Source organism: Sphingomonas phyllosphaerae FA2, from assembly GCF_000427645.1.
Lineage (GTDB): Bacteria > Pseudomonadota > Alphaproteobacteria > Sphingomonadales > Sphingomonadaceae > Sphingomonas > Sphingomonas phyllosphaerae.
This window is the reverse complement of the sequence record NZ_KE386571.1, coordinates 241,383-267,488: the sequence shown is the minus strand read 5'-3', so window position 1 is coordinate 267,488 and position 26,106 is coordinate 241,383. Positions and strand designations below refer to the sequence as shown.

The 26,106-nt window shown below is 66.9% G+C and carries 24 protein-coding genes and 1 tRNA gene; 16 read left to right on the top strand and 9 right to left on the bottom strand.

What is annotated here, in order from left to right:
• Positions 1-3: 3 nt before the first annotated feature.
• The 4 genes from SPHPH_RS18615 to SPHPH_RS0101670 all read right to left on the bottom strand — a co-directional run bounded on the left by SPHPH_RS18615 (position 4) and on the right by SPHPH_RS0101670 (position 6,447).
• On the bottom strand, positions 4-1,218 hold the full coding sequence (locus SPHPH_RS18615; RefSeq protein ID WP_051272778.1) for an ROK family transcriptional regulator: 1,215 nt from the start codon (positions 1,216-1,218) through the stop codon (positions 4-6).
• Positions 1,215-2,720: a tryptophan halogenase family protein gene (locus SPHPH_RS0101680; protein WP_028965131.1), complete on the bottom strand. Its 1,506-nt coding sequence runs from the start codon at positions 2,718-2,720 to the stop codon at positions 1,215-1,217. Before SPHPH_RS0101680 ends, SPHPH_RS18615 begins: the two co-directional genes overlap by 4 nt.
• A gap of 85 nt (positions 2,721-2,805) precedes the next feature.
• Positions 2,806-5,973 carry a TonB-dependent receptor gene (locus SPHPH_RS0101675; protein ID WP_028965130.1) on the bottom strand — a complete coding sequence of 1,056 codons (3,168 nt, stop codon included), beginning with the start codon at positions 5,971-5,973 and terminating at the stop codon, positions 2,806-2,808.
• 384 nt (positions 5,974-6,357) lie between these two features.
• Positions 6,358-6,447 (bottom strand) — tRNA-Ser (locus SPHPH_RS0101670).
• 128 nt (positions 6,448-6,575) lie between these two features.
• Here SPHPH_RS0101670 and hspQ point away from each other — a divergent pair.
• The 4 genes from hspQ (at position 6,576) to SPHPH_RS0101650 (ending at position 8,421) form a co-directional block, all read left to right on the top strand.
• Positions 6,576-6,956, top strand: a complete 381-nt coding sequence (hspQ, locus tag SPHPH_RS0101665) for a heat shock protein HspQ (RefSeq protein WP_051272777.1) — start codon at positions 6,576-6,578, stop codon at positions 6,954-6,956.
• A gap of 134 nt (positions 6,957-7,090) precedes the next feature.
• On the top strand, positions 7,091-7,387 hold the full coding sequence (gene rplU, locus SPHPH_RS0101660; RefSeq protein ID WP_022687449.1) for a 50S ribosomal protein L21: 297 nt from the start codon (positions 7,091-7,093) through the stop codon (positions 7,385-7,387).
• Positions 7,388-7,415: 28 nt separating this feature from the next.
• Positions 7,416-7,685 carry a 50S ribosomal protein L27 gene (rpmA, locus tag SPHPH_RS0101655; protein WP_022687450.1) on the top strand — a complete coding sequence of 90 codons (270 nt, stop codon included), beginning with the start codon at positions 7,416-7,418 and terminating at the stop codon, positions 7,683-7,685.
• Between the two features lie 184 nt (positions 7,686-7,869).
• Positions 7,870-8,421 (top strand): GNAT family N-acetyltransferase, encoded by a 552-nt coding sequence (locus SPHPH_RS0101650; RefSeq protein WP_028965128.1) that lies wholly within the window; start codon positions 7,870-7,872, stop codon positions 8,419-8,421.
• 632 nt (positions 8,422-9,053) lie between these two features.
• On the opposite strand, the gene SPHPH_RS0101640 is transcribed toward SPHPH_RS0101650, so the two are convergent.
• On the bottom strand, positions 9,054-9,908 hold the full coding sequence (locus tag SPHPH_RS0101640) for a metal-dependent hydrolase (RefSeq protein ID WP_028965127.1): 855 nt from the start codon (positions 9,906-9,908) through the stop codon (positions 9,054-9,056).
• Between the two features lie 91 nt (positions 9,909-9,999).
• Here SPHPH_RS0101640 and SPHPH_RS0101635 point away from each other — a divergent pair, with 91 nt between their 5' ends.
• The 11 genes from SPHPH_RS0101635 to lptG all read left to right on the top strand — a co-directional run bounded on the left by SPHPH_RS0101635 (position 10,000) and on the right by lptG (position 21,502).
• On the top strand, positions 10,000-10,560 hold the full coding sequence (locus SPHPH_RS0101635) for a TetR/AcrR family transcriptional regulator (protein ID WP_238302803.1): 561 nt from the start codon (positions 10,000-10,002) through the stop codon (positions 10,558-10,560).
• A 206-nt stretch (positions 10,561-10,766) separates the two neighbouring features.
• Positions 10,767-11,813 (top strand): GTPase ObgE, encoded by a 1,047-nt coding sequence (gene obgE / locus SPHPH_RS0101630; RefSeq protein ID WP_028965125.1) that lies wholly within the window; start codon positions 10,767-10,769, stop codon positions 11,811-11,813.
• 62 nt (positions 11,814-11,875) lie between these two features.
• Complete coding sequence (locus SPHPH_RS20325; RefSeq protein WP_051272776.1) at positions 11,876-12,946, top strand: RICIN domain-containing protein; 1,071 nt, start codon at positions 11,876-11,878, stop codon at positions 12,944-12,946.
• 36 nt (positions 12,947-12,982) lie between these two features.
• The gene (locus SPHPH_RS0101620) at positions 12,983-13,546 is read left to right on the top strand and encodes a Uma2 family endonuclease (RefSeq protein WP_028965124.1); all 564 of its coding nucleotides are present in this window, start codon (positions 12,983-12,985) and stop codon (positions 13,544-13,546) included.
• 31 nt (positions 13,547-13,577) lie between these two features.
• Positions 13,578-14,681: a glutamate 5-kinase gene (proB, locus tag SPHPH_RS0101615; protein WP_028965123.1), complete on the top strand. Its 1,104-nt coding sequence runs from the start codon at positions 13,578-13,580 to the stop codon at positions 14,679-14,681.
• On the top strand, positions 14,678-15,577 hold the full coding sequence (locus tag SPHPH_RS0101610) for an NAD-dependent epimerase/dehydratase family protein (protein ID WP_028965122.1): 900 nt from the start codon (positions 14,678-14,680) through the stop codon (positions 15,575-15,577). Before proB ends, SPHPH_RS0101610 begins: the two co-directional genes overlap by 4 nt.
• 42 nt (positions 15,578-15,619) lie before the next feature.
• Entirely contained in the window at positions 15,620-15,862 is a 243-nt protein-coding gene (locus tag SPHPH_RS0101605) for an acyl carrier protein (protein WP_028965121.1), read from the top strand.
• A 5-nt stretch (positions 15,863-15,867) separates the two neighbouring features.
• Positions 15,868-17,136 carry a serine palmitoyltransferase gene (spt, locus tag SPHPH_RS0101600; protein WP_028965120.1) on the top strand — a complete coding sequence of 423 codons (1,269 nt, stop codon included), beginning with the start codon at positions 15,868-15,870 and terminating at the stop codon, positions 17,134-17,136.
• A gap of 47 nt (positions 17,137-17,183) precedes the next feature.
• Complete coding sequence (locus SPHPH_RS0101595) at positions 17,184-19,127, top strand: ATP-binding protein (protein ID WP_337587813.1); 1,944 nt, start codon at positions 17,184-17,186, stop codon at positions 19,125-19,127.
• 84 nt (positions 19,128-19,211) lie between these two features.
• Positions 19,212-20,411, top strand: coding sequence for an LPS export ABC transporter permease LptF (gene lptF / locus SPHPH_RS0101590; RefSeq protein WP_028965118.1), 1,200 nt, complete (start codon positions 19,212-19,214; stop codon positions 20,409-20,411).
• Positions 20,408-21,502 carry an LPS export ABC transporter permease LptG gene (gene lptG / locus SPHPH_RS0101585; protein WP_028965117.1) on the top strand — a complete coding sequence of 365 codons (1,095 nt, stop codon included), beginning with the start codon at positions 20,408-20,410 and terminating at the stop codon, positions 21,500-21,502. Before lptF ends, lptG begins: the two co-directional genes overlap by 4 nt.
• Positions 21,503-21,719: 217 nt before the next feature.
• On the opposite strand, the gene SPHPH_RS0101580 is transcribed toward lptG, so the two are convergent.
• Complete coding sequence (locus SPHPH_RS0101580) at positions 21,720-22,802, bottom strand: fatty acid desaturase family protein (RefSeq protein WP_028965116.1); 1,083 nt, start codon at positions 22,800-22,802, stop codon at positions 21,720-21,722.
• A gap of 120 nt (positions 22,803-22,922) precedes the next feature.
• Here SPHPH_RS0101580 and SPHPH_RS0101575 point away from each other — a divergent pair, with 120 nt between their 5' ends.
• Positions 22,923-24,074 carry a hypothetical protein gene (locus SPHPH_RS0101575; RefSeq protein WP_028965115.1) on the top strand — a complete coding sequence of 384 codons (1,152 nt, stop codon included), beginning with the start codon at positions 22,923-22,925 and terminating at the stop codon, positions 24,072-24,074.
• A gap of 52 nt (positions 24,075-24,126) precedes the next feature.
• Here SPHPH_RS0101575 and SPHPH_RS0101570 read toward each other — a convergent pair whose 3' ends face one another.
• The 3 genes from SPHPH_RS0101570 to xth all read right to left on the bottom strand — a co-directional run bounded on the left by SPHPH_RS0101570 (position 24,127) and on the right by xth (position 26,105).
• On the bottom strand, positions 24,127-24,378 hold the full coding sequence (locus SPHPH_RS0101570) for a hypothetical protein (RefSeq protein WP_028965114.1): 252 nt from the start codon (positions 24,376-24,378) through the stop codon (positions 24,127-24,129).
• A 156-nt stretch (positions 24,379-24,534) separates the two neighbouring features.
• Entirely contained in the window at positions 24,535-25,338 is an 804-nt protein-coding gene (locus SPHPH_RS18605; protein WP_051272774.1) for a transporter, read from the bottom strand.
• On the bottom strand, positions 25,335-26,105 hold the full coding sequence (gene xth, locus SPHPH_RS0101560) for an exodeoxyribonuclease III (RefSeq protein ID WP_028965113.1): 771 nt from the start codon (positions 26,103-26,105) through the stop codon (positions 25,335-25,337). Before xth ends, SPHPH_RS18605 begins: the two co-directional genes overlap by 4 nt.
• Position 26,106 lies beyond the last annotated feature (1 nt).

Genomic DNA, 26,106 nt, shown 5'->3' with positions numbered 1-26,106 from the left:
ACTCTACCGCCCTTTGTCTCGTGAAATCATCGCGTCGGGCTGTCGTCCCGGCGTATCGGCCGGCAGCATCAAATGCCCGAACGCCAGCAACGCCGCCCCGATCGCCGGCGAATCCTCCGCCAGCGCCGCCGTCCGAATCGGTGCCAAAACAGGCGCATAGCCGCCGTCACGCTGCATCAGCGCACTGGTCGCCTGCCCCAGCCGCTCGACCAGCGCGACCGGCAACCGCCCCCCGACCAGCACCGCACCCGGATTCAGCAGGCAACTCACTGCAATCAAAGGCGGTGCCAGCGCCGCCGCGGCCCGCGCCACCCACGCGTCGGTCACCGCCGCCACCGCCGGATCGTCCAGATCGAGCGCATGAATTGCCCTTCCGCCCAACCCCTTGGCCTCCAGCGCCCGCGACAGACCGGCGATCGACAGCACCTCCTGCAACGGTACGCGCCGCCCGTCCTCACCCTCGACCATCAGGAAGCCGATCTCGCCGCTCCGCCCGTCCGCACCGCGATCGTACAGCGAATTGACCACCACGCCCCCGCCCAGCCCGACGGTGATCAACAGATAGAAAAAGCTCGCATATTGCTGGCCGAGCCCGAACTGCATCTCGCCGATCGCCGCCGCCGCGGCGTCGTTCTCGACCGTCACCGGCAGGTCGAGAGGCCCGGCGAACAGCGACGCGACGTCATGCGTCGACCAGCGATCATGGTCGCGCGGTCGCCCGGGCAGGTCGATCGCACCGAGATCGTCCGGCCGCGCCACCCCGATCCCGCTTAGCGCCTCGGGAGCGATCCCGCCCTGTCCCAGCAGCTTGTGGACATGATCGCGATAGAAGCGCTGGACGTCCTCGGGGCTCGAATAGGCCACCTCGCGGCTGATCCGCGCACGCGACCGCCCTTCGAAATCGACCACCACCATCGTCAGGTGATCGCGGTCGATGTTGATCCCAATCGCGAACGCGCCGTCGGGATTGACGCACAACCGCGTTGCCGGCTGCCCGCGTCCGCCGCGCCGTTGCCCGGCGCGGTCGAGCAGGCCCTCTTCGAGCAAGCGGTTGGTTATATTGGTAACCGTCGCGGTGGTCAGACCGGTGACCGCCGCGACTTCCGCCCGCGTCGCCGATCCCGCGACGCGGATCGCGTGCAACACGACGCGCTGGTTGTGGAGCCCGGCATGTTCGATATTCGCGCCCGTCAGGCGCAACAGCCCGGCGACGTTCATGCCCGACCTGCATGGACGCGGGTCAGGAAGTCCGCGTGCGGCTCGGCATGGCGCAACGTGCCCTCGATCGCCGCGCGCATACGCATCAGGCTATCGTGCAGATCGGCCTCGGGAATTTGATCGGCCAGCGGCGCGTAACGCGCGGGCAGGTCGTCGAACCCCGCATACATGCTCAGCCAGCTCGCATCCTGGAACGTGTCCCACTCGCGCCGCACAAACTCGCCCGCCGCGCGCCACGCGTCGAGTTTTCCCTGCAAAGCCTCGGTAGGCACGATCCCGCGGACATGATCCCAGAAGGGTTCACCGATACGTCGGTTGCCACTGTAATGCAGCATCAGGAAGTCGCGGATGCGCTCGAACTCCAGCACCGATTGGCGGTTGTAGGTCGCGGCCAGTCGCGGGTCGATGTCCCGCGTCGGGAACAGCGGGATCAACCGCTCCAACCCCGACTGGATCAGCGTTATACTCGTCGATTCAAGCGGTTCGAGGAAGCCAGATGCCAGCCCGAGCCCGATGACGTTCTTCTCCCAAAAGCGCGCGCGATGGCCGGCGGTGAAGCGGATGCGGTTCGGCGCCGCGAGCGGCTTGCCTTCCAGCGCCCCAAGCAGATCGTCCTCCGCCGCCGCATCGTCGATGAAGTCCGAGCAATAGACATGCCCGTTGCCGACGCGGTGCCGCAGCGGAATGTGCCACCGCCACCCCGCGCTGGTTGCGGTGGCGGTAGTGAACGGCCGGTGCACCTGCGCCGCCTCGCACGGGATCGCCACCGCGCGGTCGCACGGCAACCATTGCCGCCAGTCGACGAATGGGACGTCGAGCGCCTCGCCCAGCAACAGGCTGCGAAACCCCGAACAATCGATCCACAGATCGCCGGCGATGTCCTGCCCGCTGTCGAGCCTCACCGCGGTGACGCGCCCGTCCTCGCCGTCGCGCACGACATCGGTGATCCGCGCGTCGACGTGCTGGACGCCGTTGGCGAGCGCGAGCCGTCGCAGCAGCGCCGCAAATTTCGACGCATCGAAATGCACCGCGAAATTGAATACGCCCAGATCGTTGGCCGGCCGATCGACCGACGGGAGGAACAGCCCACGCTCCGCCAGTTGCGTCGCCAGACAATAGGCCCCGACCGGCGTTTCATCGCCGCCCGCGCGCAGCTTCAACCAATAATGATGGAACGCCACGCCATGCGCCCCGACCCCGTACAGGCCGAACGGGTGGAAGAAGTCGTGCCCCGGCTCCTTCCATCCGGCAAAGCGGATGCCGTATTTGATCGTCGCCTCGGTCTCGCGGAGCACGTCCGCCTCGCCGAGTTCGATTGCGGCAAAGAAGTCGCGGATCGCGGGCACCGTCGCTTCGCCGACCCCGATCGTTCCGATCGCCGAGCTTTCGACGACCGTGATCGCCAGCCGCAGATGCGCCAGGCGCCGCGCGAGGAACGTCGCGGCCATCCAGCCCGCCGTACCTCCGCCGACGATCACGATCGATCGTATCGGATCACGCATTCTGCTCTCTCACCTCACGCTGTCTCGGGCCTTGGGCCGTCGTACGTGCGAACACAGCACGACGGCCCGCGGCAGGGAAGCGCGATCAGAAGCGCACGCGCGCCCCGGCGATGAAGCGGCGCTCGTAGATGTTCTCGTTGAACACCTGATCGGTCCAGGTCAGGTAATAACGCTCGGTTTCGGCGGTCAGGTTCGACGCCTGCCCGTACAGCGTGATGAACGGCGTCACGTCATAGGAGATCGAGGCGTCGAGATAGTTGGTCGGTGCCTGATATTGCGCCAGCCCGACGATCCCGCCGTAATTCGACGACACCAGCCGCTTCGAGCGATAGTTGTAGGCGACGCGCGCCTGCAACCCGTACTTCTCGAACCACAAGGCCGCATTGACCTGATGCTTTGAATTGTCCTGGAACGGCTGATTGTTGCCCGCCAGATCCACCAGCCCGGCATCGCCCAGCGACAGCGTGTAGTTGGCGTCGACACCGAACCCACCGAAGAAGCCGTTGACGCCGTAATCGGCCAGCGACTGCCGCGCCGACGCCTCGATGCCCTTCAGCGTCCCGCCCTCGCCCTGCGCCAGCGTGTTGGTGACGACCGGACGACGGATCACGCCGTCATTGTCGGGGATGTCGTTGCGGATCTCGGTGGTGTTCGAGATGAAGCTGTCGACCGCGATGTAGAACGCACCGATCGCCAGCAGGCTGGACCGGCCGGTGTAATATTCGAAGCTGCCCTCGACGTTGGTCGCGCGCCACGGATTGAGGTTCGGGTTGCCGACCGAGGTAGCGGTCTGCGCCTCGAACCGCGCCGGATTGATCGTGGTGTTGATCGCGTAACCGACGTTCAGGCCACCACCCCATTGCTGGAAGTCGAGCAACGTCATCGTCTTCGAGAAGGCAGCACGCGCGCGCAGCTTGCTGGTCACGTCAAAGGCGATGTTGATCGACGGCAGGAAGTCGGTGAACTCGCGCTTGGTCACCAGATCGCCCGCGTCCACACCCGACACGCCATAGGGCTGCGGGTTGCCGACGATGTTCTGGCGGACGTTGAGCTTCGTGTTGACGACCTGCAGGCCACCGTTCGCGCGGAACGGCATCCCCAGCAACTCGCCCTCACCCGACACCTGCGCGTAACCCGAGATCTGGCGCGTGTGGACGTCGAACGACAGCGCCGGGTTCACGAGGTTCTGGCTGCCCGGATAGAATTTGTTCTGCCACGCCTCGCTGTCGTCCATCGCCTTGGGATCGAGAACATAGAGGTTCGGCGCGCCATTGGCGGGCAGCGCATATCGCTTGATCAACCCGGCAAAGATCGGGTCGGTCGCCTGTCGCGTCAGACCGGCCGTGTAAGCATTGCCCTGCGCGTCGAGCACCGGGCAGGACTTGTCGTTCAGGTTGACGTCGAACGCCTTCCACTTGACGAGGCAGCCCGCCGCCGGATTGGCCGCATTGTCGCGGTTGCCGGCGTAGAAGGGCGAGACGCGGTCGAACGTGAACTGGTTGACGCTCCGCTCGCCGTAACGGCCGCCGAACGCCACCTTCAACTGATCGTTGGCCTGCCACTCGGCATCGCCACGCAACGCCCAGATGTCGCCCTTCTGATACTGATTGCCCTCCGACGAGATCGTCTTCAGCCCATAGCGCGACGGATCGGACGCCTGCGCCAGGAACCCCGGCGAGAAGCCGAACACCGGCGCGCCGCTCGAATAGTCGACGGTCGCAGTGTCGCTGTAGATCTGATAGCCGGTCGGGTTGAAGGTGACGTCGCCGGCCGGATAATTGCCGACGCCATTATACGCCCATTGCTTGCCGTTGGTCAGGCTGAACTGCGTATAGGACTGATCGCGGTTGCGATACGCCTTGCCATAGATGCCCCGCACGGTCGCCTTGAAGGTTTCGGACGGCTTCCAGTCGAGCTGCAGATTGTAGTTCTGCGACTCGCTCTTGGTGCGGAACGTCTCTGCATAGCTGTCGAAGTTCGGCAGCCCGTAGGTATATTGCTGAACCGTGTTGACGTTGAACGGCCGACTGGCGGTAATCGGAATGCGGTCGCCGCCGTTCGGGTTGGGGCCATCGCCCAGATTGACGGACTGATTGTAGGTCGCGCCGGTATCGGTCGACTTGGTCGGCACGAAGGGCGACGACAACCAGTCGACGTTCTGGAACTGGAAGCCGGCGGTGCGATCATATTGCGTCTGGCGCGTATAGAAGGCGTCGGCAGTCAGTTGCAGCGCGTCATTGATCTCGAATTGCAGCGAGGCGTTGGCGCCGAACCGCTGGCGATCGGTGACGCGGTTCCATGCGGTGTGCGACTGCGGCGTGATGTACGTGTCGTTCGCATCGCCGTCGCCGTTCAGGTCATAGCCGACCAGTGCGCCCGACGAATTGCGGATCGGCGTGCCGCGGCTGACGCCGTTGTTGCCGGTTGCAAACTGCCCCGCAATCGCCGGCGACAAGACGCCGTCGCTGCCGATCGTCGCATCGCGACCATATTCGTTATTCAGCGCGACACCGTAATCCTGAATTCCGCGGAAGCTGTTGGCGAGCGTCAGGTCGCTGTACGCCGCCGACACCAGCAGGCCGATGCGCTCGCCGTGGAAGGCGATCAAGCCGTTGGCGGACGGGTTCCACTTCTTGGTCTTGTCACCATACTGCCCCTCGGCAGCGGCCGAGAAGGTCAGCCCACGCTTCAGGTCGAACGGACGCCGCGTCAGCAGGTCGACGGTGCCCGAAAGGCCCGCCTGTTGCAGCGAAGCGGTCGGCGACTTGAACACGGTCGCGCCCGAGAACAGCTGCGACGGAATGTCGGTGAAGTTCGGCTGGACGGTCGTCACCGAATTGGCGCCGAGGAACTGCTCGCCGTTGAGCAGCGTCGTCACCTGCGGCAGGCCGCGGATGTTGATCGCCGCGCCCTCGCCCGCGTCGCGGCGGATCTGGACGCCCGCGATGCGCTGGAGCGAGTCGGAGATGGTGACGTCGGGCAGCTTGCCGATGTCCTGCGCGCTGATCGCCTCGACGACGCTGTCCGCGTTGCGCTTCACCTCGATCGCGCGCGCCTGCGACGCGCGGATACCGGTGACGACGATATCGCCGGCGGCGTCGTCGGTCTGCGCCGGTGCGGCAACCTGATCGGCCGAGGTGGCGACGGCGTCCGGCGTGGTGGTCTGCGCCGTGGCGTCCACGACCATCGCCATGCTGAGCACGACGGGCGATACGGCGGTCAGCATCGCGCCGCGTACAGTGATCCTACGCATTGATCCTCCCCTTCATCCCTGAAAACGTGTTTTATTTAATAAGGCTTTTTTATTTAATGATCGCGGCTACGGATTTGTCAAGCGTATCCAGCGCGGAAGACATTGATCTGAACCAGTTTTCTTGGTGCCGTCCCCGCGGTATGCATCAAATCGTCAGCGCAAGACTTACTTCGGAGGCGCACTCAACTGCTTGACGCCGCAAACATGGTTCAAAACCAAAAGCTGACCAATTTCAAGCCTTTTCGCCGATTGGCGTGGTCGTAGTCTCGTCGCCGGGTCAGCGGCCTCTCGCCGCAGCGACGTTGGCCGGTCGCACCGCACAGGAACTCTCGCTCCCGCCAGCAACTGGCGCAGGACGTTTCGCGGTCACGATGCAATGATAAGTGGCGGAGAGGGTGGGATTCGAACCCACGGTACCCGTGAGGGCACGCCGCATTTCGAGTGCGGTGCATTCGACCACTCTGCCACCTCTCCGCGAGGGTCACCGGCGGCTTCGAAAAGCGCCCGGCGGTGGGTCGAGGCGCGGCCCCTAGCGGCTTGCGATACACGACGCAAGCGCATCTCGTGTTGTGCTGCACGATTTCTGCACTAGATACGCTGGCATGACCCGCGATGCGCTGGCTGATACCCGCCTCCCTGCCGATCCGATCGCTCCGCCGATCGCCCATGCCCGTTTCTCGATCGGCGACGTCGTGCGCCACCGGATGCTCGACTTCCGCGGTGTGATCTTCGACGTCGACCCGGTCTTCGCCAACAGCGAGGAATGGTACCAGTCGATCCCGGAGACGCTGCGCCCCGCCAAGGACCAGCCCTTCTACCATCTGCTCGCCGAGAATCTCGAATCGAGCTACGTCGCCTATGTCAGCCAGCAGAACCTGGAGCATGACGACAGCGACGAACCCGTCGACCATCCGGCGATCGCCGGGCTGTTCGACCGGTTCGACGACGGACGCTATGGATTGAAGCGATTGCACCGCCATTAACCGGCCCTGTGGTCGGGGAATCGGTTGACATCCCGGAAGGGCTATCCTAACCGCCACGCTTCAACCGTGCGGCTACGCCCGTCGCGGTCCATGACATTTGGGAAGCAATTCCCGTTGAAGGAAACATCGTAGCCATGTTCGCAGTCGTGCGCACGGGCGGCAAGCAGTACCGCGTCGCCGCCGGAGACAAGATCGTCGTCGAGAAGATCGAGGGCGAGGCCGGCGCGTCGGTGACGCTGGGTGATGTGCTGCTCGCTGGCGAGGGCGCGGAACTGAAGGACGTCGCGGGCCTGACGGTCGCCGCCGAAATCATCGCCCAGGCGAAGGGTGAGAAGGTGATCGTTTTCAAGAAGCGTCGCCGTCACAACTATCGTCGCCGCAATGGCCATCGCCAGAACCACACGATCCTGAAGATCGTCTCGGTCGGCTGAGCCCCAAAGCGCGAAAGGAACAGACACAATGGCACATAAGAAAGCAGGCGGTTCGTCGCGTAACGGTCGTGATTCGGCCGGCCGTCGCCTTGGCGTGAAGAAGTTCGGCGGTCAGGAAGCGATCGCGGGCAACATTCTAGTGCGTCAGCGCGGGACGAAGTTCTACCCGGGCCGCAACGTCGGCATCGGTAAGGACCATACCCTGTTTGCGCTCGTCGATGGCCGCGTGGTGTTCCACGACGGCAAGCTCGGCCGCAAATTCTGTTCGGTCGATATGATTGCGGCCGCGGCCGAATAACATCGGGTGACCACACGGGTTGCCCACCAGGGCGACCCGGGGTTCCGAGACGGAACCCAGCCAGACAAGGGAGACGGGTCCGCCCCGGCTCCCTTTTTTCTTGTTGCTCCCTCCCCTTACCGTCCCCCGTGTCGCGCGCGCGTCATCGTCGCGTGCCACGGGCCCGTCGCAGGAGATGGAGCACATGTTCGCGTTGACGCCCCGCTTGACGTTACGGCCCGGCTGGTTCGAGGACGCGCCCGCGCTTGCGCAGGCGATTGGCCACGAAACGGTCGTGAACCGCCTCGCCCGCGCCCCCTGGCCCTACACGTCGGAGGATGCGGAGACGTTCCTGTCGCTGCCGCGCGGCGCGACCGAGCCGCGCTTCGTCATCGTCGAACGCAGCGGCGCGCACCGGCTGATCGGCGGGATCGGTCTGCACCGCGCGGACAATGGCGATCACGAACTCGGCTATTGGCTGACCCCCGACGCGTGGGGCCGAGGCTATGCGACCGAGGCCGGGCGCGCCGTGATCGACATCGCGCGCCACGCGCTGCCGCTGACGCGGCTCACCGCCTATCACCACGCCGACAATCCGACGTCGGGGACGGTGCTGCGCAAGCTCGGCTTCGTCGAGACCGGCCGGTCGCAGCGATGGTCGCTGGCGCGCGGCGGGATGGTCGCATCGGTCGACTTCGCGCTCGATCTCGACGCGCAGGTCGCGCGCACCGACGCCGCAATGCCGATCGCGGCGTGAAGGTCGGAGGATAACGCTGACCCGTCGCGCGCGTGCCGGGCACGTTCGACGAGCGCCAACGGCGCAAACTCGAGACCGCGGTGCGTGCGTGCCCGGTGCACAACGCACTCGGCATTGATGCGCCGATCGTCTTCGACTGGGCCGACTAGGTCATGATGACGTCAGATCGTATCATCCGGTCGTCATTGCGAGCGCAGCGAAGCAATCCGGCGCCGGATTGCTTCGCTGCGCTCGCAATGACGGATCAACTTGCCGTCATCACCTCCCAGGCGCGTCGCTGGCAACAGAGAAGCGGCATCGGCAAAGCTTCGAACGATGCGGCGAGCATTCATGCGCAAACATCGACGAGGCTTTTCGGCGCAAAGCCGACGCCGCCCTCGCCGTCCGCACCACTTTTGCTGATGACCCGGATTGACGCAGGCCAAGTGCCGCCTGCTTCCTCATCCCGATCGGCTCGCAATCAACAGCCGCCGATACAATGGCTTGCCAGCCGCTGCTGTCCTACATCAGCGTCGCGACCTTATACCCTCCCCATGGCCTCGCCCGCTCCCGCCACGTCCCCTTGGTCGCAGTCGATCCCGCGTTTTCCGGCGGTGAGCGCAAACATCGCCAACTTCCGCCCGATTGCGCGGTCACACCGTCACTCGCGGCAGCACCGCCGCCTCATAGTCGCTCTCGGCCAGCCCGATCAGCGCGCGATCGTCGTGCTTCCACGGGTGGAAGCCGGGCAGGAAATAGGCCAGCCACACCCCCGCCACCTTCCGCGCCATCCCCGGATAGCCGAAGGCATACCACGCCATCCGCGCCCAGACCCTAGGTCCGGTCAACCCGTCCTGCCGCAGCAGCTCGGCCATGCCGCGCGCCCGACCGTGGACGAACCGCCACGTCGTGATCAGCATCACCAGCGCCTTGATCCGCCAGCGCGTAAACCGCGGCCAATCGCGCGTTGCGTGCAGCCAGGTGTCATAGGCGACGCCCTTATGCTCGATCTCCTCGGCGGCGTGCCACAGCCACAAGCCGCGCGCCTGCTCGTCGCCGCCGGCCAGATGGCGCGGATTGGCAATCAGCTCGTGCGCGAGCATCGCCGTGAAATGTTCGAGCGCGGTCGTGGCGGCGAGGCTTCCGATCGGTGGCCGCCCCTTGGTCAGCGCCAGCGCCGCATCGACGTCGCGATCCAGCAACGTCGTGTCGTAACCCTGATCGGCGACATGCCGGTTGAACGCGACATGCTCGCGGGTATGCAGCACCTCCTGCTTGATGAAGGCGTTGATCTCGCGCTCCAGCCGCGGCGGCGTGCCCTCACGGAACTTCCGCACGCTGTCGACGAAGAACCCCTCGCCCTTCGGAAAGGTCACCGACAGCGCGTTGTAGAAGGCGGTGGCATAAGGGTCGTCGTTCAGCCACCAACGCCGGATCGTGGCACCGCGCCCGAATCGCCGGTCGCGCGGGGTGATGGTCAGGTCGGCGGGCGTGGTTGCTTTCGCCACGGAAACCTCCACTAATGACGGGCATTATCCGTTTACTTACAATGGTGTCAGTTAATTGCCCCCTGCTGCGATTGCAACCCTGCGACGACGGTTGAGCCCGGAGGCTTCGCGTGACGCGGCGCTGGAGGCAGCGCGCGTGCTGCTGGTCGAACAGGGGCCGCAGGCAGTGACGCTGAAGGCGGTGGCGGGCCGGATCGGGCGGACGCACGCCAACCTGCTCCACCATTTCGGCTCGGCGGACGGGCTGCAATCGGCGTTGATCCAGCGGATGACCGCCCTGGTCGTCGCACCGATTCGCGACGCCGCGCGCCGCTCGCGCGAACGCAAGGACCCGGCCGAGCTGGTCGATGTGGTGTTCGACGCATTTGGTGCGAACGGCGCGGGGGCGCTGGCGACGTGGATGATCCTCAACGGCAATCAGGATGCGCTCGATCCGATCCTCACTGCGGTTCACGATCTGGTCGAGGAGCTGTCGCGCGAGCAGCGCCCGGACGCGCCGATCAAGGACGAGACGCTGCAACTGGTGCTGGCGGCGCTGGGCGACGCGCTGCTGGGGGCCCCGATGGCGCGCGCGCTGGGTCTGCCGAGGGACCGCGCACGGGCAATCACGCGACAGATGTTGCTGCGGGATCGGGGGGCGGCGGAGGCGTAGCGTCGTCATCCCCGCGAAGGCGGGGATCCAGACGCGCAGGTCGTCATGAGGGCCGCAACGCCGGAGGTTCTGGATTTCCGCCTGCGCGGGAATGACGGGGATAACCCGCCGCGGCAAAGCCGCGTCGTCGGTCGCGGGACGAGCCCGCGCCGGCCGGGCGCGCTCCGATATCGCTTTAGCCGCGCTAAAGCGGTACGGAGCACGCCATGCACTTTCTCGATCAAGCGAAAATCTTTGTCCGCTCCGGCGCGGGCGGTCCCGGCGCCGTCAGCTTCCGGCGTGAAAAATACATCGAATACGGCGGCCCCGACGGCGGCAATGGCGGCAAAGGCGGCGATATCGTCTTCGAGGCGGTCGCCGGGCTGAACACGCTCATCGACTTCCGCTACACCCAGCATTTCCGCGCGCCGCGGGGCATGGGCGGCTCGGGCAGCAACCGCACCGGCGCGGGTGGCGACGATCTGATCGTCAAGGTGCCCGTCGGTACGCAGATCCTCGCCGACGACGAGGAGCGCAGCCTGCTCGCCGACATGACGCGCGTGGGCGAGCGGATCACCTTCCTGCGCGGCGGCGACGGCGGGCGCGGCAACGCCAGCTACAAGACCTCGACCAACCGCGCCCCACGCCAGCACGGCACCGGCTGGCCGTATGAGGAGGCGTGGGTGTGGCTGCGGCTCAAGCTACTCGCCGACGCCGGGCTGGTCGGCCTCCCGAACGCCGGAAAGTCGACCTTCATCAATCAGGTGACCAATGCGCAGGCGAAGGTCGGCGCCTATGCTTTCACCACCACCCGCCCGCAGCTCGGCGTCGTCCGCCACAAGCAGCGTGAGTTCGTCGTCGCCGACATCCCCGGGCTGATCGAGGGCGCGGCGGACGGCGCGGGGATCGGCGACCGCTTCCTCGGCCATATCGAGCGCTGCCGCGTGCTGCTCCACCTGATCGACGCCAACGACAAGGACGTGGCGGAAAGCTACCGGATCGTCCGCGACGAGCTGACCGCCTACGGCGGCGGGCTCGACGAGAAGCCGGTGGTGGTCGCGCTCAACAAGATCGACACGCTCGACGACGAACTGATCGCCGCGCTGTCGGCCGAGCTGGAGGAAGCGAGCGGCGCGGAGGTCATCCCGATCTCGGGTGCGAGCGGTGTCGGCGTCGACTGGGCGCTCGACCGGTTGCTCGAAGCGATTCCGACCCCTGATCGCCCCGTCGACGACGATGGCGAGGAACAGGAAGTCGAATGGTCGCCGGTATAAGCTGACTGCCCCTTCCGTCAGCCCGACGGCATCCTATCTCCCGTTCGAAAGGTAGGTTGCCGATGCAGGTGAGGAAGCGCGACGGTCTGGCTTGGGCGGTGCTGCTCACGGTGGGCGGCTGCGGCGGCGGGGGATCTTCGGACACCCCCACCGTCGCGACTGCCGCCCCCACGCCCAGCCCGACACCTGCCCCGTCGCCGTCGCCCACACCGACCCCGACCCCGACCCCGACCCCGACGACCGCGGCGGTCGAGCCCTATGTGCTCGGCACGCTCGGCTACACGCTGGCGTCCGACATCCCCGCCGACAAGCTGCCGGGCATCCGCGACGCCATGGACTTCGCGATCGGCCACACCAATACGCTCGGCGCCTTCACCGGCACGGTCAACGTCGTCTACGGCGCGCAGACGCCGACCGCCGACGCCAGCTATCGCGGCACGATCCGGTTCGGCGGCGCGATCAGTCGCCGCGTTGCGCTCCACGAACTGGCGCATTGGCTCGGCTCCGGCTCGACCGCCGCCTGGGCGCGTGCGGTCATCGACGGCCGCTTCACCGGCGCAAAGGCGGTCGCGCGGATCAAGTCATTCGACGGCACCGACGCGATACTCAATGCCGACAGCCAGCATTTCTGGCCCTACGGCCTCAATTACGACGGTGAGACCAACGACACGCAACGCAATACCCAGCTCGTCAGCGCGCAGGTCGCCGACATGGGGCTCGGCGAGGATGCGACCGCCGCTATTGCGGGCGCGCGTCGGTTCCAGAACCGATCGAGCGGCCTCGCGCTCCGCGCCGACAGCGCCGCACCGGCCCTGGCCACGCCCGCCGACGGCACCGCCCAGCAATGGCGCGCGATCTTCGCAGACGGTTTCATCACGCTCGCCAGTACAACCGACGACCGCCGGATCACCGCGACGGCGCGAGGCGACAATGCCGCGGCGACGCTGACCGCTGCCGCGGGGACGCCAGAGCAGCAATGGGAGATGTTGCCGACCAGCGACGGCTGGTTCGTGCTCCGCAATCGCGCGACGGCCACTTGCCTCGACAATATCGGCAACCTCGCGCCCGGCGCGGCGATCCGGCTGTGGAGCTGCGGCTTCCACCCCAATCAGCAATGGCAACTGATCCGCTGACTGTCTTTCGCCCTCGTCAACGGTTATGATGCACGCATGGCCACGCAGATCGCCCCCGAGTATCCGATCCTGACTGCCGCCGAGTTTCTCGAACTCGATTTCGGCGACCTGAAGGCGGAACTGGATAATGGAATCATCCGCATGATGGCGGGCGGTTCGGCACGGCACGCCGAGGTGGCTGGTAACATCCAGGCGTTCCTGCGAACGGCGCTGCGGGGTAGCGGGTGCAAGCCCTACACGTCGGACATGGCGACCCGTACCCACGACCTGTCGGTGCGCTACCCTGACGTCTCGGTATTCTGCGGCAAGAACGATCCCGCGCACGACACCGCCAAGTCGTTCGACGATCCGCGCGTGCTGTTCGAGGTGCTGTCCGCCACCACCGCGCGCACCGATCTGCGCACGAAACTCGACGAATACAAAGCGCTCGACAGCGTCGAAACGATCGTCTTCGTCGACATCGCCAGCGAGCGGCTGCGCGTGATCCAGCGCACCGGCCCGCACGGCTGGAGCGACGTCGCGCATGACGAACCGTTCGACGTGCCGCTCCCCGCCTTGTCCCTCACCCTGCCCCATACCGAGATGTTCGCACGCGATTGAGCGCCGCCGCCCGCCGCGCTAACGCCGCGTCATGTCGCTCTTCCCCCCCGCCGCCTGCCCGCGATTGATCGTCAAGATCGGCTCGGCGCTGCTCGTCGATCCCGAGGGCGGGGTCCGGCGCGCATGGCTGGAGGGGATCGCGCAGGATATCGCCGCGCGCACCGCCGCCGGGCAGCAGGTCGCGGTCGTGTCCTCCGGCGCGATCGCACTCGGCGCGCGGCGGCTCGGGCTCGCCAAAGGCGGACGCGCCAGTCTCGAGGATGCGCAGGCCGCAGCCGCCACCGGACAGATCGCGCTCGCGGGGGTGTGGGCCGACGTGCTCGCGGCGCAGGGGCTGACCGCCGCGCAGATGTTGGTCACGCTCGGCGATCTCGAAGAGCGTCGCCGCTACCTCAACGCCGCCGCGACGCTCGGGCGGCTGCTGCAGCTCGGCACCGTACCGGTCATCAACGAGAACGATTCGGTCGCCACCGAGGAAATCCGCTTCGGCGACAACGACCGGCTCGCGGCGCGGATCGCGCAGGCGGCGGGCGCGCACGGCGTCGTGTTGCTCTCGGACATCGACGGACTCTACGACCGCAACCCTGCGCAGCCCGGCGCACAGCACATCCCGCGCGTCGAGCGGATCGACGCCGGCATCGAGGCGATGGCCGATCGCGGCTCCGCCTCCGGCATGGGATCGGGAGGGATGGTGTCGAAAATCGCCGCGGCGCGGATCGCCAATGCTGCCGGGGCCGCGCTCGCCATCGCCTCCGGCCACGCCCCTCACCCCTTGTCGACCGCCGCGCGCCACACGTTGTTCGTCGCCGAGCGTACCGCCCCGGCGCGCAAGGCGTGGCTCGCAGGCGGCTTGACCGCGGCGGGAACGATCCATGTCGATGCCGGCGCGGCGCACGCGCTCACCGAAGGGCGCAGCCTGCTCGCCGCCGGCGCGACACGCGTCGAGGGCGCGTTCGCGCGCGGCGATCTGGTCGCGATCGCCGGCCCCGCCGGCCCGATCGCACGCGGCTTGTCCGAATATGACGCCGTCGAGGCCGCCCGCCTGCTCGGGCGACGCAGCGACGAACATGCCGCGCTGCTCGGCTATGCGCCCCGCGCCGCGCTGGTCCACCGCAACCATATGGCGTTGCTGTGATCCTGGCGCTGACCGGCGGCACCGGCTTCGTCGGCGGCGCGCTGATCGACCAGGCGCTCGCCGCCGGGCATCAGGTGCGCGCGCTCGCTCGCCGCCCGCAGCCGCCCCGCGACGGCGTGACGTGGATCGCCGGCGCACTTGACGATACGCTAGCGATCTCGACGCTCGTCTCGACCGCCGACGCCGTCGTCCACGTCGCCGGGGCGGTCAACGCTCCCGACCGCGCCGCCTTCGCCGCCGCCAACATCGACGGCACGCGCAATGTCGTCGACGCTGCGCGGACGTGGGACGTCCGCCGCTTCGTCCACGTCTCTTCGCTCGCGGCGCGCGAGCCGGCGCTTTCGAACTACGGCTGGTCGAAGCACGAGGCCGAAGCGGTCGTACGTGACAGCGCGCTCGACTGGACGATCGTCCGTCCGCCCGGCGTCTACGGCCCCGGCGACATGGAGCAACGCGACCTGTTCCGCGCCGCGCGCCGTACCGGCGTCGTCCCAATTCCGCCGAAGGGCCAGCTGTCGATCATCCACGTCGCCGACCTCGCCCGCCTGCTGCTCGCGCTTGCCGAGACGCCCGACGACCGCGCCACCTACGAGCCGAGCGACGGCAGCACGCTCAGCTATGCCGATTTCGCGCGGGCGATCGGCGCGGCGGTCGGACGGCGCGTACGGCCCCTCCCCCTCCCCGCCGCGCTGCTGCGCACCGCCGCGCGCGCCGACCGGCTGCTGCGCGGGGCGAACGCGAAGCTGACCGCCGACCGCGTCGCCTATATGGTCCATCCCGACTGGACTGCCGACCCCGCCAAGGCCCCGCCGCCCGCACTCTGGCGTCCGCACATCATCGCCGCAGACGGGCTGACCGATACGGCACGATGGTATCGCGCCCACGGCTTGCTATAGCAGCGACAGACAACCGCCGCATTTCAGGGCCAGAGCATCCGCATGACCGACCGTACCGCCATTCTCGACACGCTGCGCACGCAGATCGAACCCTTCAACAAGAAGGGCGTCGCGATCACCGAAGCGACCAGCTTCCAGGGCGACCTGGAATGGGATTCGCTGACCGTGATGGACTTCGTCGCCGCGATCGAGGACGAATTCGAGATCATCATCACGATGAACATGCAGGCCGAGATCGAGAATGTCGGCCAGCTCGCCGATGCCGTCGAGAAGCTGAAGGGCTGAGGCGGATGACCGAAACCGGCCTCCAGAGCGAGAAGCTGCCCGCCGAACCCGCCGCCGCGCCGGTCGCTCACGACCTGTTCGCGAAGTTCGATCCGCTGCTCGCCGAACGCGAGGCGCTCATGAGTTCGGGCGTGCGCGATCCGTTCGGGATCGTCATGGAACAGGTCACCTCGCCGACTACCGCGGTGATCCGCGGCAAGGAGACGATCCTGCTCGGCACCTACAATTACATGGGCATGACGTTCGACCCGGACGTGATCGCCGCCGGCACCCGCGCGCTGGAACAGTTCGGCAGCGGCACCAACGGCAGCCGGATGCTCAACGGCACCTTCCGCGACCACGTCGAGGCGGAGGACGCGCTCAAGGAATTCTACGGCGCGAGCGGCGCGATCGTCTTTTCGACCGGCTATCAGGCCAACCTCGGCACCATCTCCACGATGGCAGGCCGCGGCGAATACGTCATCCTCGATGCCGACAGCCACGCCTCGATCTACGACGGCTGCAAGATGGGCGACGCGGAGATCGTCCGCTTCCGCCACAATTCGGTCGAGGACCTCGACAAGCGGCTCGGTCGCTTGCCCAAGGAACCGGGCAAGCTGGTGGTGCTGGAGGGCGTCTATTCGATGCTCGGCGACATCGCTCCGCTGCGCGAGATGGTGCAGGTCGCCAAGAAGCACGGCTGCATGGTGCTGGTCGACGAGGCGCATTCGATGGGCTTCTTCGGCGAGCATGGCCGCGGCGTCTATGAGGCGCAGGGGCTGGTGCTCGGCGAGGATGTCGATCTGGTGATCGGCACCTTCTCCAAGTCGGTCGGCACGGTCGGCGGCTTCTGCATCTCGAACCACCCGAAGTTCGAGGGGCTGCGCTTCTCGTGCCGCCCGTACATCTTCACCGCGTCGCTGCCGCCGTCGGTGGTCGCGACCGCCGCCACCTCGGTGCGCAAGCTGATGACCGCGCACGACAAGCGCGCGCGGCTGTGGGACAATGCCCGCCGGCTCCACGCCGGGCTTAAGGGGCTGGGCTTCGCGCTCGGCACCGAGACGTGCGACTCGGCGATCGTCGCGGTAATCCTGCAGGATCAGGCGCAGGCGGTGGTGATGTGGCAGGCGCTGCTGGAGGCCGGCCTCTACGTGAACGTCGCCCGCCCGCCCGCCACGCCGTCGGGCACGTTCCTGTTGCGCTGCTCGATCTGCGCCGAGCACACGTCGGACCAGATCGACCGCATCATCACGATGTTCGCTTCGGCGGGACGCCTCGCGGGTGCGACCAAGTGAGGCGGCGTTCGCCTTCTCTTAACGCTTGTTAACCTAATATCGCGGCCGTGACCGATCGCGACGACATCACCGGACGACTGACCGGCGCATGGCGCACCATCACGCTCAGCGTGATGGCGCTTGCCGGCGCGATCGTGCTCGCGCTGCTCGTCGTCACGCTGGCCGAGGTCAACAACAAGCGCGATCGCGCGCTCGCGTCGCAGCGGCACAGCTACGACGTCATGATCCTGGCGCGCACCGTGCAGGGCACGATCGCCCATGCCGAGGCATCGCTCGGTCGTTACGTGATCTCGGGTGACCAGCAGCTCGGACAGGTCTATTACGACGACTGGCGGCGCGCGAAACAGGCGATCAGCCGCCTCGCCAAGCTGGTCCGCGACAATGACGTCCAGCTCACGCATGTCGCGACCTTGCAGGAGGCGTTCCGCACCCGCGGCGACGAGCTGGCGCTGACCGCGCTCAGCACCAATTACGGCAAGAACAGCCAGGCGTTGTCGCGCTTCTATCAGGCACGACAGAGCGATGCGCTCACCCGCATCAACGATTCGCTCGACGGGATCATCACCGACGAACGGCTATTGCTGGAGATGCGCACCACGCAGGCGCGCGCCTCGGTCCGCCGGTCGACGACCATCGCGAAGGTGCTGGCGGTGTTCGGCGTGCTGCTGGTCGGCGGCGGGATCACGATGGGCTGGATCATGGTCGAGGCGCTTGCCGACCGTGCGATCGCGCGCGCCGAGGCGGAAAGCGAACGGCTGCGCGCCGACGAGCTGGCCGACGCGGTCGCGCGCGCGACCGAGGAACTGCGCGCGCAGGAAGCGCGGCTGCGTCAGGTGCAGAAGATGGAGGCCGTCGGACAGTTGACCGGCGGCATCGCGCACGACTTCAACAACATGCTCGCGGTGGTGCTGAACGGCGTCGAACTCGCCGCGCGCCATCTGCCGCCCGGCGCCGGTGAGGCCGCGCGCCATCTGGAGGGCGCCCGCGACGGTGCGGAGCGGGCCGCGGCGCTGACCGCCCGGCTGCTCGCTTTCGCGCGTGAAACCGCGATCAATCCCGAGCCGATCGCGGCGGCGACGCTGTTCGATGGGCTCAGCGACCTGCTCACCCGCGCGCTGGGCGACGGCATGACGCTGGTGCTGGAGGATGACAGCGCCGGCTGGTGTGCGCGCGTCGATCGCGTCCAGCTCGAGAACACGCTCGTCAATCTCGCGGTCAACGCGCGCGACGCGATGGATGGGCGCGGCACGCTGACGATCCGCGCCGGGCATACCATCGTGTCGGGCGGCGCCGATCCGGACCGGCCGGGCGGCGAGTTCGTGACGCTGTCGGTCGCCGACACCGGCTGCGGCATCGCGCCCGACGTGCTCGATCGCGTCTTCGAGCCGTTCTTCACCACCAAGCCACTCGGCAAGGGCACCGGACTCGGGCTCAGCCAGACCTTCGCCTTCGCGCGCCAGATCGGCGGCGAAGTGACGATCGCCTCGCGCGTCGGCGAGGGCACCATCGTCACGCTCTTGCTGCCACGCGATCGGCGGGGCGAGGCGACCGCACGCCCCCCCGCCCAGCCCGCGCTGCTCGCGCCGACCATCCCCGCCACCGCCGCCCGCGCGATCCTGGTCGTCGAGGACGATGCGCGCGTCCTGTCGTCAACCATGGAGGCACTCGCCGACCTCGGCCACCACCCGGTCGCGTGCGAAGACGCGACTCAGGTCGGCGCGGTGCTGGCGACGATGGAGCGCGTCGATCTGATCCTCTCCGACGTGCTGATGCCGTCGCTGACCGGGCCGGAAATGATCGCTAACCTCCCACTTGCCTTCGCGCAGGTGCCGGTGCTGTTCGTCACCGGCTTTGCGGGCGAGGCCAATGGCGGCATTGCGCTCGGCGACCATCCGGTGCTCCGCAAGCCGTTCACGCTCGCCGCGCTCGACCGTGCGGTGGCCGCGGCCGCGGCGCGCGGCGACGATCCGGCACCGCTCGCTGCCGAATGACCCAAATCGGCTGCTGACGCGCCCGCCGACGCACCCTATAGCCGGTCGTCCCGTCTTCCACGCAAAGGCAGCGCTGCCCCGCCCATGACCTCGATCGACCGCTACATGGCCCGGCTGATCGCGCTGCCGTTGTTCTCGACGTTGCTGATCTCGGCGATGCTGTTGATCCTCGACCGGATTCGCCGCCTCTTCGATTTCGTCGCGACGCAAGGGGGGCCGGTCAGCGTCGTGTGGAAGATGCTGGCCAATCTGCTCCCCGAATATCTCGGTCTCGGCATTCCGATCGGGCTGATGCTCGGCGTGCTGCTCGCCTTCCGCCGCATCGCGACGTCGAGCGAATTGGACGTGATGCGCGCGGTCGGCATGAGCTACGGCCGGCTGCTGCGCGTGCCCTATTATTATGCGATCGTGCTCGCCGCGCTCAACATCGCGATCGTCGGCTATGTCCAGCCGCAGGCCCGCTACGCCTATGAGCAGCTCCGCTTCGAGCTGCGCACCGGCGCGCTCGGCGCGTCGATCAAGGTGGGCGAGTTCACGCACCTTGGCGACCGCATGACGCTGCGCATCGAACGCAGCCAGGATCGTGGCCGCCAGCTTTCCGGCATCTTCGTCCATGCCCGCTCGCCCAAGGGCGATTGGGTCGGCGTCACCGCCGCCACCGGCCAGTTCCTCGCCACCGACGATCCCAACGTCATCATCTTCCGGCTGACCAACGGCACGATGATCCACAATCGCCCCGATTTCACGACCCCGCGCACGCTGACCTTCACGTCGCACGATCTGCCGATCAACCTGCCCCGCTTCGAGAGCTTCCGCACCCGCGGCGGCAAGAACCTCGAATATACGCTGCCCGAACTCGCGAAACTCGGCCACGCCTCGACGCGCAGCGTGGAACAACGCGACGGCAGCCGCGCCGAATTCCACTTCCGGCTGGTCGAGGTCGCATCGATGTTCCTGTTGCCGCTGCTCGCGGTCGCGCTGGGCGTGCCCCCGAAACGCTCGACCTCGGCACTGGGCGTGTTCCTGTCGATCGTGATGGTCGTCACCTATCACAAGATCAATCAATATGCCGCGTCATTGGGCGAGCGCGGTGCGGTCGACCCGGCGATCGCCCTGTGGGTGCCGTTCGTGATCTTTGCCGTGCTGATCCTGTGGATGTACCATACGATCGCCAACGTGCCGGGCGGGCAGCCGATCGGCGCGCTGGAGCGGTTCTTCGGCAAGGCGTGGGCGATGGTGGCGCGCTACCTGCCCGGTCGCCGCCGCAAGGAGGCCCGCGCATGACCGCGCTGTTCCCGTCGCGCACCGTCGCGATCTACATGGCGCGGCTGTTCCTGACGCGCACCTTCGGCATCCTGTTCGGGCTGGTGCTGGTGCTCCAGACGCTCGATTTGCTCAGCGAGAGCGGCCGCATCCTCGCCACCGCGGGCAATGGCGATGCGGAGGTATGGCGCTACGTCTCGCTGCGCGCGCCGCAGCTGATTTCTACGTTCCTGCCCTTCTCCGTGCTGCTCGGCACGATCCTGACGCTGATCACCATGAACGCCAACAGCGAGGTGGTGGCGCTGAAGGCCGCCGGGCTGTCGGCGCATCAGGTGCTCGCGCCGCTGGTGATCGCCAGCGTCGGTATCGCGCTCGTCACCTTCGCGTTCAACGACCGGATCGTCAACCGCGCCACCGCCGAGCTGAGCGCGTGGCAAAAGGTTAATTACGGCACGATGCCGATCGATCGCGGCAATCGGAGCAACGTCTGGGTCCGCGCCGGAGACGATCTGATCCAGGCCGATGCGATCGGCGGGCGTGGCGCGAGCGCGCAACTGGGCGGCGTGACGGTCTACGAGCGCAACTCCGATGGCGGCTTGCGCGGGCTCATCAACGCCCCGCGCGGCGTGCGCGACGGCGACGGCTGGCGCATCTGGCCGGCGCGCCGCTTCGACGTCGCCTCGGGCAAGGTGACCCGGCTCGGCGCAACCGTGGTCGGCCGCGGCGTCACCCCGGATCAGTTCACGCTCGCCAATGTCGACGGCGACGCCCTGTCGTTCGCGGGCTTGCGCGAGGCGATCGGCGATCTGGAGGAAGCCGGCCGCCCGACCAAGGCGCTCGAAGGCGTGCTGTGGCACAAACTGTCGGGCCCGTTGTCGTCGGTGCTGATGCCGCTGCTCGGCGCGGTCGCGGCGTTCGGGATCGCACGCTCCGGCGCGCTGTTCGTCCGCGCGGTGATCGGTATGGCGCTGGGCTTCGCCTATTTTGTGGCCGACAGTTTCGCGCTCGCGATGGGCAACTTGGGCGCCTACCCGCCGTTTCTCGCCGCTTGGGCACCGTTCCTGCTGTTCCTGCTGATCGGCGAGGCGGTGCTGCTCAGGACCGAGGAATAGCGATCACCCCCGTCATCCCCGCGCAGGCGGGGATCCAACCACGCCGTCATCCCCGCGCAGGCGGGGATCCAGACGCGCAGGTCTTCGCAAGGGCCGAAACGTCAGAGGTTCTGGATCCCCGCCTGCGCGGGGATGACGATTAAGGCCCGAATACAATTTGGCCCAAGCTCTAGCTTTTTCCCGGAGGAAGTGAACTGCTGCAGCGGGAACAGGCCCCTTACCGGCCCCGCAGCGTCGCCATCGTCAGCTTGCCGACCAGCCCCGGCAGCCCGCGATAGTTCGCCTTGTAATAGGGCGATTCAGGCTCCAGCACGCCGATCAGCCGCTTATGCGCCTCGCCCAGCGCGTGATACGGCACGCCCGGCAGCAGGTGGTGCAGCGCATGATACCGCAGCCCGATCGGCGCCCACAGCACCGGCAGCAGCGCCGGCGGCGGCACGTTGACCGAGTCGAGATATTGCGCGGTGACGGTCATCACCTCGCCCTCATTCTCCCACAGATGCGCGACCAGCGTGCGCACCTGGTTGATGAGCGCCACGCCAGACCCGACCGCGAGGAAGATCAGGAACGCCTTGAGCGGCAGCACGCCGGTGGCGGTCAGCACGATCAACGCCAGCGCCCACACCGCGGTCGCGGCCTCGACACGATCCCAGCGCGTCTTCTCCTCGCCCTGCGGCATCCGGCGGCGGAACTGCGGGTTGATCGACAACGCCGAATATCGCGACACCACCGCCGCCCGCAGCTTGGGCGACAGCACCGACAGCGGCGCCAGCACGCCGAAGCGGATCAGCAGCCCAATCGGCGCCAGCGCCGAGACGAGGATGAACACCGGCAGCGTCCACGGCTTCATCAGCGCGAGGGGCAGGTACTCCGGGTCTTCCGACGTGCCATAGCGGGTCTTGGCATGGTGCAGATTGTGCACGCCTTCGTACATGAACGACGGGATCATCATCGGCACGCCGATCAACGCGTTCCACCCGGCGCGAAAGCCCGGCAACGACGCGTGCTTCACATGCGTCAGCTCGTGGATCATGCTCATCCCGCGATACAGCGCGAGCACCGCCACCACACCCGCGACAATCGCCAGCGCGGTGGACGTGGTGACGATCGCCGTCACCAACGCGCCGTAACCGACCACCGAGGAGGCGATCAGATCGGCCCAATAGATGCCGGGACGCGGCTTCAGCAGGTCGCGGGTCAGCTCGGCCGCAGCCTTCAGCATCGCCTTGTCGTCGGCGATCGTCGGGCGCGACGCGCGCACGGCGGCGCCGGCCGCACGATCGAGAGTCATGGTGTTCATGGGCATATCCATTGCCCGTACATAGTGGCGAGACGGTGACCGGAACAGGAGCGGGCAGCTTGCCTTTCTGGATAAATGTTCACTCGCTATGATCGAGTGACCCGTTTACACGCCAGCAACATGGCTGAGCTCTCGATCACTCCCGTCCTGTCCAAGAGCGACCGTAAGGCGTTCGTCGATCTGCCGTTTCGTCTTTACAAGGACGATCCTTACTGGATTCCGCCACTAAAGGGCGAGGCGCTGGGGCTCATCACGCCGGAGAAGAACGGCTGGTTCAGCCATGCCAAGGCACAATTGTTCCTCGCGCGCCGAAATGGCGAAGTCGTCGGGCGCATCTCCGCGCATATCGATACGCTGGGCCTCGAAATGCCGGCCGAACGCGGCTTCGGCCCCGGCTGCGGCCAATGGGGGCTGATGGATGCCGAGGACGAGGGCATCTTCAAGCAATTGCTGGCGACGGCCGAGGGCTGGCTGCGCGAGCAGGGCATGACCCGCGCGCTCGGCCCGATCAGCATGTCGATCTGGGAAGAGCCCGGCCTGCTCATCAAGGGTTACCAGCAGGCGCCGACCGTCATGATGGGGCATCACAAGCCCGAATATCGCGGGTGGATCGAACGCGCCGGCTACGAAGCGGTGAAGCAGCTCATCACCTACGAACTGGACATCACGCAGGAATTCCCGCCGCTGGTGAAGCGGATCATCCGCTCCGGCGACGCGAACAAGAGCATCGTCGTGCGCGAGGTCGACAAGGGCAAGTTCGAGGAGGAGGCGGCGATCATCCTCGACATCCTCAACGACGCATGGTCCGACAATTGGGGCTTCATCCCGCTCACCCCGCCCGAGATCAAGGACGTCGGGGTCAAGCTGAAGCCGATCGTCTTCAACGACCTGATCCGCATCGCGGAACTGGACGGCAAGCCGGTCGCGTTCATGATCACGCTTCCCGACCTCAACGAAGCGATCAAGCCGCTGAACGGCAGCCTGCTGCCGTTCGGCTGGGCGAAGCTGCTGTGGTGGCTGCGCAAGCCGCGTGTGCAGACGATGCGGGTGCCGCTGATGGGCGTTCGCAAGGAACTGCAAAGCTCGCGGCTCGCCGGGCAATTGGCGTTCATGATGATCGAGGCGATCCGGCAGGCGTCGGTCGCGAATTACGGCGCGACGCGCGGCGAGATCGGCTGGGTGCTCGACGACAATCAGGGCATGAACTCGATCGCGACCGCAATCGATAGCCGCGTCAACAAGATCTATCAGGTCTACGAACGCACGTTCTGACCCGTGGCGGCGGGTTTCCGGCCGGCGCCGGAGACCCGCCGGGTGCCGGCGATCACAGGTTCTGCGGGACGATGACGCCCATGTGCTTCCAGGCATCGCGGGTTTTGCAGACACGCGACAGCAGACGCGAGCCGGTGATCTCGGTGTTGTAGCAATAGCGGGTGTTGGCGTTGTGGGCCGGCGAAGGCATGTCGGTCGAGGCGGCGGCCGGCGACGGCTCGGCATTCGGGGCGGTCTTAGGCGCGGCATGGGCCGGGGCGATCGCGAACAGGCTGGCGATGACGGCGGTGGCGATGGTCTTCATGGCGGGTCTCCCTGCCCCGTTGATCGGGGACGCAGGACACTTTGCAGCCATCGTGCCAACTCCGATTTTCCGCAGAAATCCGCGGTTTTTGCCGAATGACGGGTGTGTTGCACAGGCCAAACACGCCAAAAGTCGGCGCGATACGCCGATTGCCGGTCAGAATAGCAAAGCGCCGCCGAAGGCGATCCGCGCATCGGGCGCATCATGGTTCAGCCCGGCCACTGCCAGCACGTCCAATTGGGTGTGTTTGGTTAGTTTCCATGCCACCGATGCCGCCGCCAGCGTCCGCACGACATGCTCTGCCGGGTCCTGATCGCGCTCCACCGAAAGCTCGGCATTGGCGGTGACGCTGTCGGTCAACGCATAGCCGACGCCGAATACGCCGGTGGCGTCGAAATGCCGGCCATGCCCGTCCTCGTCGACCGCCGCGGCCAGCTGACCGGTAAAGTCGACGCTCCATTTCTTGTTGATGCGCCAGAACACCGGCAGCACGGTTCCCGCCGACCAGTCGCCGTCGCCGATCCCGCTATGTCCGACCGGCAGCGTCACGTACGGCTGCACCGCCGCCGAAAGCTTCTTGCCGTCGGGATGGCTTAACGCCCGACGCCACCCCAGCGTCACGTCGCCCACGCCGGTCTGCCGCATCACGTCGCCGCTGGCCTTGTCGCGCGAACGCAGCGTGCCGAGCGGCGTCCACCCGATCTGCGCCTCGCTGTTGCCAGTCAGCCCGATCCGCGCGGTCACTTCGCTACGGATCAGGTCCTCGCGCGTCTCACCGTCGTCGTTGCGCTCCCAATCGACCCCGGACAGCTCGACTTGCACCTGTCCGGGCAGGGTCGTGCACCCGCTCGCCCCCAGCGATGGTCTATTGGGGCAGAAACGCACCCCCGGCGCATCCTGCGCCGCCGCAGGCGCTGCGATCGCGAGCGAAAGCGCCACCGCGCCCCATTTCAGCGTCACCGTAACCGCACCCAGGTCGGCGCATGGTCGCTGGCCTTCTCGCGTCCACGATACGCCTTGTCGACACCCGCCTCCACCAGCCGGTCGGCGAGCACCGGGCTCAGCAGCAGATGGTCAATCCGGAACCCCGCGTCGCGCTGCCACGCACCCGCCTGATAATCCCAGAAAGTCCAGACACCGCCCTTGGGGAAGCGCGTCCGCAGCGCGTCGGTCCAGCCCTGCGCCAGCAACGCGCGATAGCCATGTCGGCTCTCGGACTGCATCAGCGCGTCCGACGCCATCGCCTTGACCGAGAAGGTGTCATCATCGTTGGGGATGACGTTGTAATCCCCCGCCAAGACGACCGGCACTTCCTCAGCGAGCAACGCGCGCGCGCGCTCCTGCAACCGCCCGATCCACCGCAATTTGTAATCGAACTTCGGCCCCGGCAGCGGATTGCCGTTGGGCAGATAGATCGACGCGACCACCAGCCCGAATACCGAACATTCCAGATAGCGGCTATGCTCGTCCTCGGGCTCGCCCGCCAACCCGCGCTGCCGCTCGACCGGGTCGACCCCGCGCGCGAGCACCGCGACGCCGTTGAAGCCCTTTTGTCCATGCCAGACAGCACCATAGCCGGCGGCACGGATGTCGGCTTCGGGAAAGGTATCGTCGCTCGACTTCAGCTCCTGGAGACAGACCACATCGGGCTGCTCCTCGGCGAGATATTCGAGCAGACGCGGAAGCCGCGCCTTGATGCCGTTGACGTTGTAGGTGACGATCTTCACG